This window comes from Bacillus sp. NTK071 (assembly GCF_017303315.1).
GTDB lineage: Bacteria > Bacillota > Bacilli > Bacillales > Guptibacillaceae > Guptibacillus.
This window is the reverse complement of sequence record NZ_JAFKOI010000008.1, coordinates 55166-66754: the sequence shown is the minus strand read 5'-3', so window position 1 is coordinate 66754 and position 11589 is coordinate 55166. Positions and strand designations below refer to the sequence as shown.

The window sequence follows — 11589 nt, the reverse complement described above, 5'->3', positions numbered from 1 at the left end:
CCATGTATCTTTCTTTTCAATTTCTCACTCCCTCATCTATATTTCAAAATGTATTTATACCTTGATTTATCCAATAACAGGACTTCCATTTTTAACGAAGACTCTTTTCTAATTGATTGTTTCTTTTCAAAAATTTTCTTATAGAGAACCACATATCATAGCGGAAATCCACCACTTTATAGCAACAATGTTTACATAAAGAGTCATAACAATAGGTATTCTTAGAAAAAAACCAAGTGACTTTTCTAATAGTTAGGAAGTCACGATCTCAGAATATATGTATTTCAAACTAAACAATTGAGAGGGTAGACGGTATAATAGATTGAAAATATTAACTAGTTAATCATTTTTTCATTTAGAACTGTCGTAGTAAGAGGTCGAGGCAGTAAAGAGGAGAATAATATGGATGAAATCAATATCTTAATTCTAAGTGCTGGAAGAAGAGTGGAACTGGTTCAAAGTTTTCAAAAAGCAGCGAAGAAGTTAACTGTTCAAAGTACAATTGTTGCCGCAGATTGTTCTGATACTGCGCCAGCCTTATATCTTGCTGATAAAGCTTATAAGCTACCAAAAATCACCGAACCAAATTATGTGGAAGCTATTATTGATGCTTGCTTAAAGGAAAAGATTGCACTAATTGTTCCTACAATTGATACAGATTTATTGTTGCTTGCGGAAAATAGATCGTTGATTGAAGAAAAATCAGGAGCTAAAGTACTTATTTCGGATGCAAATGTTATTAAGATTTGTAGAGATAAAATCAACACACAATTATTCCTCGAGAAGAATCAATTTCAGATTCCTAAAATGTATTCTCTTGAAGAAATCAATACTGGGACCTACGAATTTCCACTTTTTATTAAACCCAAATCAGGAAGTTCTAGTGTTAATACATTTAAAGTGACTACTCTTGATGAGTTGCAAAATGCTCTAAGTATCGTTCGCGACCCTTTGATTCAAGATTATATGGAAGGTGACGAGTTCACGATTGATGTATTTCTAGACTTCAATAGTAGCGTCGTTTCTGTTGTACCACGATTAAGAATCGCTACACGAAGTGGTGAAATATCCAAAGGAAAGATCATCAAGGATAGAGAAGTTATAAACGAAGTGATTACCTTAATGGAAGTACTTAAACCAATTGGTCATATTACAGTGCAAGTAATGAAGACAGTAAAAGGGATTGAATTTATTGAGATCAATCCACGATTTGGTGGTGGTGCACCTATGAGCATTCAATCTGGTGCTGATTCCACTGAAAATCTTTTTAGATTACTACTAGGTCAAGAACTAACGTATCACGAAGATTATAGAGACAACCTGACGTTTGTTCGATTTGATAGTAGCATTTGTTTAGATGAAAATATGCAGCCAGTCCAATGGTGAAAGCCGTCATTTTTGATTTAGATGATACGTTAATTTCTGAATATCAATACATTGAAAGCGGCTATTCACACGTATCACAACTATTAAGTAATCAATTTCAAGAAGATTCAATGGAAATTAAATTGATTTTGATGGAACTATTTCATGAATGTCCTCAAAATGTGTTTAATAGATTGTATGAGCGGTTGGAGCGAACATATACAAACGAGATGATCACCGATCTCGTCCAAGAATACCGTAATCATGATCCAGTGATCGCTTACTATTCTGATGTGTTGCCTTGTTTACTAGCTTTAAAGAATAAAGGTATAAAAATGGGGATTATTACAAATGGCTATGCAAATGCGCAGAAGCAAAAGTTGAGAGCTGTTGGTCGGTTAGAGTTTTTTGATGAGATTATATTAACCGATGAAATAGGAAGTGAATACTGGAAACCTCATGCAAAAGCCTATGAGATGATGAAAAATAGACTTAAGCTAGACTATGGAGAAATGGTGTATGTTGGTGATAATGTAAGTAAAGATTTTGTTGCGCCAAACAAATTAGGAATGAAGACTGTTCATATTGAGAGAGAAAAAGGGATCTACCAGGGTGCAGATGTTTCGTATGGACTAGAATTCCAAGCGCAATATGCTATTAAATCACTGTGGGAATTAATGGCGTTGTTTGAATGAAGGTACTTCATAACGCTCGTTATACGGTGATTAATTCTTGAGAGAATTGTACGAATGTGTCATATAGTGAACAGTTTTGTTGTGTAAGTAAAAAGAAGGTTACAAGAGAATAGAGTAGTTAATGGAAGTAATAACCTCTAAACTGCGGTTATTTAAGCAAAAACAGAATTTCCCAAACTACTCTTGGGTCTTTATACTTACACTATAGTTCTCTAAAAAGAACGATTCAAAGTAATAGAGAGAATATAAAAAATGCTTTGTATAGAGGTGATGGTAAACGATAAAGGATCTTAACTACATTCATTTAAATAAGGTGGCCTTAATATGAAAAAGCCGAACGGAAATTCAATAGCGATGAACATTCTTCACCTATTCTATAGTACGGCTCTTGCAAGTGCGTTAAATGCTGGGGCATTAATTGTTCTCGCATCTTATCTTAAATCTTCTAATTATGGGATGTTCAGTGTTGCGCTCGCTTTTGCGATGATTATGGCCTACTTTACTGATGCAGGATTAAGTAAGATTGTTTTGCGTGAAGGGTCGAAGGAAAAAGCGGATATCGGTGTTGTCATGTCGTCCTATATTAAATTGCGTTTCATTCTTTTACTAGCTACATTTATTGTTGGGTTTATCATTATTCAATCGCTTCACTCAGAAGATACGATGCTACTTAAGACGTCTTACTTTCTTATTATTCCTTTTGTTATTGGCGTCTCTATGCAGAGTATTTCATCCACATACTTTCAGCTTGTTGAAAAAATGCAATTCTCAGGGATTATCAGGATTACTTCCTCTCTCTTACTTGTTCTGTCGATTACGATTGGTATGATCTTTAACTGGCATCCTTATATCGTTTACTCGGCATATGGTTTATCGTATTTATTATCAGGTTTAATGGGAATATTCCTGGTTCTCAAGTATACGAGAATACCGCTTCGCTGCTCGTTCCACAAAGGATTGTTCGATCAGCTTTTATCCTTCACAGTGACTGGATTGCTATTTGTTATTCTACCGCAGCTAGGTCCGATTCTACTAGAGAAAACGGTATCTCTTGCTGAAGTTGGCCTTTTTGCAGTCGCTTATCGGATTCCGCAAGCACTTCTTCAGCTTCCTTTCATTGTGGCAGGCGCTTTTTATCCAGTTCTATTCCGTTATTACAATAGCAACCACATAGAAGAACATGAGTCGTTAAACATGCTTCAAATGAAAATCATGGGGTTAGTTGGTATGGCAATGACGGTGCCCCTCTATTATTTCGCAACACCTATTATTGAATTGTTATTTGGATCTGAATGGGTTAGTGCAGCAAGTTTATTGAAGATTATATCCATCGTTTTATTTCTTCAAGGAATTACAATTGCATTAGCTGATGGATTAACAACAAGAGCTCGTCAAACTCAAAGAATGATTGTACAATCACTTGCTGTGATAGGGGCAGCTATTTTCTATTGGATGTTGAGTCAAAGCTTCGGATTAATTGGAGCAGCATGGGCCTGTATTCTGATTGAAGTAGTTGCGTTTCTAGGGTTTTGGGTTGTGGCACCGAATCGGTCGTTTATAGGAAAGAGAATGATTCCATTCATTACGATTCTTCTAGGAAGCCTAGTTTTATGCGACTTGGTGTTCAACGGCCTTCCGATTCTCGCAGCGGTCACTCAATATGTCATCATTGGCATCTATATCTTGTTAGATAAACAATTGAATCACTCGCTTTTCTCTTACCTAACGAACAAAGGATTGATTCAAAGAGGGAAGGTAAGGAGTTCTGAGAGGGTAGACGGGTTGTGATCAATCTATATCCAAAGTGGCACAGATGAATCATAATCATACACGATCGTTCTTTATAAGAAACGAAAGGGGTTAGGGGGAAAGGAACATGAAACGATTAGTTGATGTACTGGGGAGTACGTTTATTATTCTGCTATTATCAACAATCATCCTAGGAGTGAGCATCCTTCTTAAAGCTAAGATCGGCTCACCGATTCTTTATAAGCAAGAGCGAATCGGCTACAAAGAAAAACCGTTTACGATTTATAAATTCAGAACGATGACCAATGAGTGTGATGATAACGGAAAGCTTCTGCCGTCTTCAGAAAGGCTAATTCCATTTGGACGGGTGTTAAGACGTTTAAGCATAGATGAACTTCCACAGCTCGTCAATGTGTTAAAAGGCGATATGAGTTTTGTAGGACCAAGACCACTCCTTCCAAGATACCTACCTTACTACACTGAAAATGAACGAAAACGGCACGATGTGAGACCTGGTATAACAGGGCTCGCTCAAATCACAGGACGAAATCATCTTGGATGGGACGAACGACTGGCATTGGATGTTCACTATGTTAGGAATTGGTCATTATGGTTCGATTTCAAAATTATTACGTTAACTATTGTGAAAGTGTTAAAGCGAGAGGATGTCGTTGAGGATCCGGGGAATCATATGCTGAATTTTGATACGGAACGGAAAAGCGCTAATTCATGAGGATAAGATAACGGTTATGCCACTACATACTTGAGGATCAGACATAGCCTATTGACGTTATCGACTCGAATCATTGGGAGGATTTCATGGGAAAACAATTATTCGGTCTTACTGACAAAAAGGAATGGCATGAATATCTAAATCGTTTGGATCAAAAGGATGTCTATTTCACCCCCGAATATTGTGAGATTCATGAGAAAAATGGTGATGGTCTTGCACAGGCTTATCTTTACGAAGAAGGAGAGGACTTTGTGTTTTATCCGTATTTGTTAAGAGATTTAACAACGTTACCCCACCTAAGGCAAGTTACTCAAAAATACGGAAAGCTCTATGATATTACAACACCCTATGGTTATGGAGGTCCATTAACTAACGTAAAGGATAAAGCGAGATTAAAGGATTTTCTGCCACGATTCACACACTCATTTCGTGACTATTGTAAGAACGCTCAAATCATTACGGAATTTATTCGGTTTCATCCTCTGTATCAAAATCAAGACTACTTTGGTGGGGTTAAGAAAGCCCATATAAGAGATACGATTTATGTTGATTTAACAAAAGAATATGAAGAGATTTGGGCGAATTACGATACGAAAAACAGAAATCGAATTCGAAAATCCAAATGTTATGACTTACGAATTCAGCACCGAAATCGAAACGAACGGCAAGATCTCCTCAGACTTTATAACTCGACAATGGAGAGAACAGGGGCTAAAGAATATTATTATTTTACCGATACTTACTTTCAAAATACGCTTGAACTATTAGGAGAAAACGTAGAGTTGATTGAAGTCGTGACAGAAGATGAGCAAGTCGTTATGTCGGTTATTTTTATACTTGGAGATGAGTATATTCATTATCATTTATTAGGATCTGATCATGAGTATTTACGTCTAGCCACGAACAATTTGGTTATAGATTACATGGTTCAATGGGCCAAGAAGCAAGGGTTCAAAGCCATGCATTTAGGAGGTGGATATGCTGGAAATGATGATAGTTTGTACAAGTTCAAGAAGCACTTTAATAAGAATGGAGCACTGCCATTCTATATTGGGAAGCAGGTACACAATGAATCAATCTATAAAGAACTTGCTGCTTCTATTCCTGAACAATGTCAGGGTTATTTTCCAGTCTACCGCCATTCTGATTTGTCGCAGGTTAGTACCATGAGAAGGTAGTGGGAAGTTGCGTGTACGGCCATCATACAAAGAAGGGATGGATGAAGCCTTGATCTCAACCAAAAAAGATGTTCTCCTTGTTGCACCGTTTACGAATTTACCTGGAGAAAAGGGATTTAATCGGTTTAGCTATATCGCAAATAAACTTAGTGAAATCGGTCATAACGTCACCCTGGTAACGAGTAGTTTCAAGCATAGAGAAAAGAAATTTAGAGATCAGAAAGCGATCTCTGAACGGTCGTTTCCATACAACCTAGTCATTATTCCAGAGTTAGGTTATACCAAAAACGTTGGATTTGATCGGATATGGAGCCACAGGCATTTTGCCAAGCAGCTTACAGCATATTTGAACGTAATTGAAATTAAGCCAGATGTCATTTATTGTGCGTATCCAATGATGGGCGCTGCATACGAAGTAGGAAAGTTTGCTAAACGGAACAAAATACCGTTTATTCTCGATATTCAGGATGTATGGCCAGAATCTATTAAAAACACGCTGAAATTTCCAGACCCGCTGACAGATACCTTGCTGTATCCATTAACAATGTACGCTAATCGAATTTATAAACTAGCTGATTCAGTTGTAGGGGTATCGCAAAGTTATATTGCACGTGTTGAAAAGGTGAATGATCATGCTAAGAACTTCCTACCAGTTTACATTGGAACAGATCTTAATCATTTCGATTCCTGTAAAGCTCTGAAAGTAATGAAGAAACAGAACGAGTTTTGGATTACCTATGTTGGAACGTTCAGCTACAGCTATGATATTCCAACGGTTATAAGAGCTGTAGCAAAGCTTAAGAAAAAAGGATTTGATCATATCGTTTTTAAAGTAATGGGTGATGGTCCGTTTAGAGCCAAATACGAAGAATTAGCAACTGAACTGGATGCACCGGTAGATTTCATGGGTCATTTATCGTATGAACAAATGATTCCCACCCTCGTCCGATCCGACGTTGCTGCAAATGCCATCAGCAAAGGGGCGCAACAAAGTATCACGAACAAGATTGGAGATTATGTTGCAGCTGGGCTCCCGATTTTAAACAGCAGTCAGAACAAAGAGTTTTGTGACATCGTAACTAGTAGAAAATTAGGTTACAATTACGCGCCTGGAGATGCGAATACACTAGCGGATCTCATTGAATCTCTTTACAATGATAGTGATTTAAGAAGAGCATTTGGAGCTAATTCTAGGAAGCTAGCTGAAGAGAAGTTTGATCGAAGAACGAGTTACCAAGAGATTTATTCGGTAGTGGAAGGTGTTTCTATACGATAACGTTCAGTAGTAGCTCTATTATTTAAAATACCAGGGCAGTGGTTAATCAAACGTTTGATTAGCTACTGCCTTTTCCATTAAAAGAATGGTAATCCATTTGTTATATACTAACGCCGTACTCCAGTACTCTAAAACCAACGTCAAAATCTGATCCGCTCCCCCCTTCTTTTCAACCAGGGCGCTTCGCTTATTGCCTAACCTTTTCTCTATCTACTTATTTTAATCTAGTAGATTATGCTGCACTTACTCTGTAATAGATAAACCGTTCCAAGCTGTTTGCTTTCGTGCTCCTTAACGACTGAAGGCACTAGACTGGATAGGAAACATTGGACAGAGAATGACTACCTTTACAGCACTGACAAAAAAGCATCAGCACTGTAAAAGCAGCCGTCCGCTCATACTGAAGTATACTGAGACCTTCCTGAGGTTTCCACCGTATCACCCGATTTGAACGCTTGAATTTCTTCAACAGCGCACTTTCTACACATTAAACCAGTCCAATGTGCGTCGTCATCTATGCGCTGCTACCCGTACCGTAGTACGCCTGGTTACCATACCGAACCGTTATAAGGGCCGTTCTCGCCATAGCTTCCCACCACATAAACCGGGAAATGCGGGGATGTGGGAACGCTGAATTTTCTGCATTGGCTCCAGCTAACCTGACAAGTTTAGTTTTGAAACGTGTGGTAGGCTTTCCACGTTCTGAACAACGGCACACCTTAAGAAACCTCGCAGACTCTTATTTTAAATAAGAGGTGGAAGCCATTGTTCGATATGAAGTTGGGTATGTATAGCGATAGAAAGGAATGGAGAGGTTCGCCTTGTCTATTGAACCTCTTCTTATTCAAGCTTTAATCTCTTACCTAATCCGAACTTCGAGCGTTCAACTGATCTGGTAGCTGCAGAATTGTATCGTTCAACGTGTCGAGTTTTCCTTCAATGCGATGTAGTAAGTAAAGCGTCACCACAATCGGAAAGCCAACATCGCTGATGAGTGACATCCAGGACTCCATCGTTTTCCCTCCTTGTTCGTTTATGAACTTATGAAAGAGGAAGGACAAATGCCCTTCCTTAGGTCAATTAGCTGATTACGATCTCATTCTCGTTACGTTCAACGAGTCGTGCGCCTTTCTTAGCTGTTACATCTCCACCGCTTGTTGTAAAGCAGTTCTGTGCGATGATGGCGTCCATTGCGGCTGCGATTGCTGCTGGGTTAACCGGTTCAACTGGATCGCTTAGCGTAATAGAGAATGGTTTGTTGTCACGAGTGTTGAATTGAAGTTCAAGTGTTTTGGGCATAGTATTTAACCTCCTTTCTTATTAATTGGGATTACGCTTGTAGATCAGATGAGTCATTGCGCTCGACCGCAAATAAGTTGTGCTGCTGAAGCGGTGCTAGCGCAAGTGCGACAGCGAAAAGCGCATCAGGTGTTGCGGAAGGCTTCACGTTGTTGAAGTTCTTGCTGCGGAAGATTGATTTGCCGTTCTCGTCAACGCCAGTTTCAAGTACCATACGAAGCTGCGTGTTCATGAGAGATGCTGTTGCCATGTTGATCACCTCCTTTCACCCTATATATCGTTTTGAAAATGGGAAAAGGGGCATTCGGTTAAAAATAAATTTTAGTTGCGATAAAAAGCACCCTGAAGAGAGTTCTCTCCAGAGTGCATATTATGGTTTATTCAACTAAAGCGGGGCTAATCTTGTAAGATTCATGACAGAGCTGTTAATGTTTTGTAAAGATTACCCAATATCTCTCCAAAACGAGCTTGGCATCTTTATAATGAAAGAATAAAGCCAAATCAGACCAGGATGTGAGCTCATGCAGAAAACGAATCAAGAGATGAAAATGATCTATTTTGTAAGTGCTATTACCTGTATCGGTATATTACTCGTTCATGTTCTCAACATGTTTTCTAGCGAAGCATCAATCACTGCATTTCCTTACGAGCTTGATCAACCAGGTGTTGCGATGCTTGCGGTAATTGTCGGGATGGTATTTGTGATTCTAGAGCGAAGTGTAGGATATGATCGAAAGCGATTCTATCAAGTAGGATTCGTCAAAATTGTTCTCCCTTTTGTAGGAATGAGTATTCTGTATCTTGCTATTACTAAAATCGTGATGGAAGTTTCAGTGTTTACAGGATGGAAAACACACATTCTTGATTTCGTAATGGGCAACTCCTTCTATCATTTATATTTCGTTGCAGCCGTACTTCAGCTGTATTTGGTCTTCCCACTATTTCAACTCGTTCGTACGAAGATGGGGTGGACAATTCTGTTGATTATTTCCTTCGTCGTGAATGCTTATTTTCTCTTTCTCTATTCACCTGACGCGGCTAACACGGTGGCACAAATCTTTGGACAGAAAGCCATCTTAGTAAAGTGGATTTTCTTCTTTGTGTTTGGTGTATTCCTTGCTCAACATGGGGAACTTGTTCAAGCTATTTCGAAGAAGCTTAACTGGGGAGGCTATGTGAGCTTTGTAGGCTTAATGTGTTTTGTGGTTTATGACATTCAAGCAACGGAAGCAGTTGGCAGTAACAGTTGGACAGTGATGATTACAATTCCATTGATTACAGTCTCGCTACTAGCGATGTATGACTCTGTTAAAAAAGTGATTCTGCTAGATTTATTTTTAACTGGGATCGGAAAGAATGTGTTCGGAGTTTATCTCATCTTTCCTCTAGTACTTTTTGTCACGTCGACAGTGCTACCTGGTGCGATGTTCAGAATGGAATATTTCGTACTTGTTTTTGCCATTGTGCTTGGAACATCCGTTTTTATTAATAAAGCCATGACATTGTATACGGGGAAGGATGGAGCTGAGAAAGACCCTGTTTCTCATCCTTATACAATGAAGACGAAAGAATTAAGTGTGAACTGAGTCATGATGAGGTTAAATAAACGTTTGTTTAACTGAATGATAAGAGAGTAAGAGCCCATTCTACGGGGCTTTTTTTGTTATATAGTTAGAAAGAGTGTGGACAACCTACACGAATGGATCCGAAGGTGAATAGTTTATACAATGATTAGAAATTATAAAGTGAATTGAAGGCAGGTGTGTTTCGATTTTAGAGAAATTGAAGTTAGAAGAAATTATATCGGTCGCTCTTGAAGCAGGAGCTAAAATACTAGAAGTCTATGGTTCTAAAGATTTGAAGGTGCAGAGCAAGAAAGATGATTCTCCACTTACATTAGCAGATCAACAATCACATGGAACGATTGTGAAAGGTCTTAAAGCATTAAATCCAGGCATTCCAATTCTTAGCGAAGAAGGAAAACATTTAGAGTATGGAGACAGAAAAGACTGGACGTACTTCTGGCTTGTAGATCCGTTAGATGGGACGAAAGAGTTTATTAAACGGAACGGAGAATTCACGGTTAATATTGCGCTAATCCATCAGGGTCACCCGGTGCTAGGAGTGATCTATGCGCCTGTGCTTGATACGTTATATGTCGCTAAGAAAGGATTAGGTTCTTTTAAATTGGAGAAAGCAACCCAAAAACGAAAAAAGGTGGGTGACGGTTTCACAAAAGCAGCTATGAAGTTACCTCTAAATAAGAAAGAAAAGCAAATCTCAGCCGTGGCAAGCCGCTCACACCTTTCAAAGGAAACAGAAGAATACCTTAATATGGTGAAAGAAAAAGTTGGAGAGATTGACATTACATCAGCAGGAAGCTCCCTTAAACTTTGCCTTGTAGCGGAAGGAACGGCTGATGTTTATCCTCGTTTTGCACCAACAATGGAATGGGATACTGCTGCTGGTCATGCAATTGTGACATGCGCTGGTGGGACTGTTACGCAGCCTTATTCAGGTGAACCACTTATGTATAATAAACAAAATTTATTGAACCCGTGGTTTATCGTTAGAAGAGATGGATTCAATCTTTAGGCTGTTTTTTAATTAAACGTTTGATTAAAGTCATTCGTATCGCTCAACATATAAAATTAAATGACTGGAATAGTGGGTATAGGACTCCCTCCTATTTTAATAAAGTAAGCAGGGGGGTGTTCATATGAGAAGGATATGGTTGTTAGCGGGGTTCATAGCTTTACTTGCTCTGGTAGGATGTTCAGATCCGGTCCAAGAAGATCTTCTTCACTATGTGAATGATGAAATGCCTGCTCTTGTGGATGAGGAGACGGCGATTATCGATTTGTATGATAGTGTGATTGGACCAAATCACCAAGATGATTCCATCACATATCAGACGCTGACAGCAGAAGTAATCCCCCAATATGTAGGCTATATTGATCGGGTACAGAAGGTTGAAGTGGAAACAAGTGAATTACGGGAAATTCATGAGAACTACATTGACGCTCTTCATCTTCAGCACAGTGCTTTTCTAGGTGTTGTTAGTGCAATTGAGCATCAGGATTATAGTGAGATGGATGCTGCGAATGCGAAGTTACAGGAAGCTGGTAAGATGATGAGGGATTATCAGGCGGATGTTAGTGTGTTGGCGGAGGAGCATGGGGTTGAGTTAAAAAAGTAAAAGTGGTCTGAAAGTAAAAATTAGAACTATGAAAACAAGCGTTATACCTGTTTATGGTATAGCGCTTATTCTATTTAAGTCTAACCCATTTTATT

12 protein-coding genes are annotated in these 11589 nt (G+C 38.8%); 9 read left to right on the top strand and 3 right to left on the bottom strand.

What is annotated here, in order from left to right:
* Positions 1-402 precede the first annotated feature (402 nt).
* The 6 genes from JI666_RS13625 (at position 403) to JI666_RS13600 (ending at position 6996) form a co-directional block, all read left to right on the top strand.
* Complete coding sequence (locus JI666_RS13625; protein ID WP_206892768.1) at positions 403-1386, top strand: ATP-grasp domain-containing protein; 984 nt, start codon at positions 403-405, stop codon at positions 1384-1386.
* Positions 1380-2060, top strand: coding sequence for an HAD family hydrolase (locus JI666_RS13620; protein ID WP_206892767.1), 681 nt, complete (start codon positions 1380-1382; stop codon positions 2058-2060). Before JI666_RS13625 ends, JI666_RS13620 begins: the two co-directional genes overlap by 7 nt.
* A 324-nt stretch (positions 2061-2384) precedes the next feature.
* Entirely contained in the window at positions 2385-3848 is a 1464-nt protein-coding gene (locus tag JI666_RS13615; protein WP_206892765.1) for an oligosaccharide flippase family protein, read from the top strand.
* Positions 3849-3936: 88 nt separating this feature from the next.
* Complete coding sequence (locus tag JI666_RS13610; RefSeq protein WP_206892756.1) at positions 3937-4542, top strand: sugar transferase; 606 nt, start codon at positions 3937-3939, stop codon at positions 4540-4542.
* 86 nt (positions 4543-4628) lie between these two features.
* A complete protein-coding gene (locus tag JI666_RS13605) occupies positions 4629-5720 on the top strand; it encodes a peptidoglycan bridge formation glycyltransferase FemA/FemB family protein (RefSeq protein WP_206892753.1) in 1092 nt (363 codons plus the stop codon).
* 7 nt (positions 5721-5727) lie between these two features.
* Entirely contained in the window at positions 5728-6996 is a 1269-nt protein-coding gene (locus JI666_RS13600) for a glycosyltransferase family 4 protein (RefSeq protein ID WP_206892746.1), read from the top strand.
* Positions 6997-7859: 863 nt separating this feature from the next.
* On the opposite strand, the gene JI666_RS13595 is transcribed toward JI666_RS13600, so the two are convergent.
* From JI666_RS13595 to JI666_RS13585, 3 genes are all read right to left on the bottom strand, one after another.
* A complete protein-coding gene (locus JI666_RS13595) occupies positions 7860-8009 on the bottom strand; it encodes a YvrJ family protein (RefSeq protein ID WP_206892745.1) in 150 nt (49 codons plus the stop codon).
* Between the two features lie 67 nt (positions 8010-8076).
* A complete protein-coding gene (locus JI666_RS13590; protein WP_206892741.1) occupies positions 8077-8295 on the bottom strand; it encodes a DUF2922 domain-containing protein in 219 nt (72 codons plus the stop codon).
* 31 nt (positions 8296-8326) lie between these two features.
* Positions 8327-8545: a DUF1659 domain-containing protein gene (locus tag JI666_RS13585; RefSeq protein ID WP_206891294.1), complete on the bottom strand. Its 219-nt coding sequence runs from the start codon at positions 8543-8545 to the stop codon at positions 8327-8329.
* Positions 8546-8816: 271 nt separating this feature from the next.
* Here JI666_RS13585 and JI666_RS13580 point away from each other — a divergent pair, with 271 nt between their 5' ends.
* The 3 genes from JI666_RS13580 to JI666_RS13570 all read left to right on the top strand — a co-directional run bounded on the left by JI666_RS13580 (position 8817) and on the right by JI666_RS13570 (position 11494).
* The gene (locus JI666_RS13580) at positions 8817-9881 is read left to right on the top strand and encodes an acyltransferase family protein (RefSeq protein ID WP_206892740.1); all 1065 of its coding nucleotides are present in this window, start codon (positions 8817-8819) and stop codon (positions 9879-9881) included.
* Positions 9882-10077: 196 nt separating this feature from the next.
* A complete protein-coding gene (gene cysQ, locus JI666_RS13575) occupies positions 10078-10890 on the top strand; it encodes a 3'(2'),5'-bisphosphate nucleotidase CysQ (protein ID WP_211201508.1) in 813 nt (270 codons plus the stop codon).
* Between the two features lie 124 nt (positions 10891-11014).
* Entirely contained in the window at positions 11015-11494 is a 480-nt protein-coding gene (locus JI666_RS13570) for a hypothetical protein (protein WP_206892738.1), read from the top strand.
* Positions 11495-11589 lie beyond the last annotated feature (95 nt).

Coding starts and splice junctions, on each gene's coding strand:
- JI666_RS13605 (WP_206892753.1), top strand. CDS start 4,629: ATGGGAAAACAATTATTCGGTCTTACTGACAAAAAGGAATGGCATGAA.
- JI666_RS13580 (WP_206892740.1), top strand. CDS start 8,817: ATGCAGAAAACGAATCAAGAGATGAAAATGATCTATTTTGTAAGTGCT.
- JI666_RS13585 (WP_206891294.1), bottom strand. CDS start 8,545: ATGGCAACAGCATCTCTCATGAACACGCAGCTTCGTATGGTACTTGAA.
- JI666_RS13625 (WP_206892768.1), top strand. CDS start 403: ATGGATGAAATCAATATCTTAATTCTAAGTGCTGGAAGAAGAGTGGAA.
- JI666_RS13610 (WP_206892756.1), top strand. CDS start 3,937: ATGAAACGATTAGTTGATGTACTGGGGAGTACGTTTATTATTCTGCTA.
- JI666_RS13590 (WP_206892741.1), bottom strand. CDS start 8,295: ATGCCCAAAACACTTGAACTTCAATTCAACACTCGTGACAACAAACCA.
- JI666_RS13615 (WP_206892765.1), top strand. CDS start 2,385: ATGAAAAAGCCGAACGGAAATTCAATAGCGATGAACATTCTTCACCTA.
- JI666_RS13620 (WP_206892767.1), top strand. CDS start 1,380: ATGGTGAAAGCCGTCATTTTTGATTTAGATGATACGTTAATTTCTGAA.
- JI666_RS13570 (WP_206892738.1), top strand. CDS start 11,015: ATGAGAAGGATATGGTTGTTAGCGGGGTTCATAGCTTTACTTGCTCTG.
- JI666_RS13595 (WP_206892745.1), bottom strand. CDS start 8,009: ATGGAGTCCTGGATGTCACTCATCAGCGATGTTGGCTTTCCGATTGTG.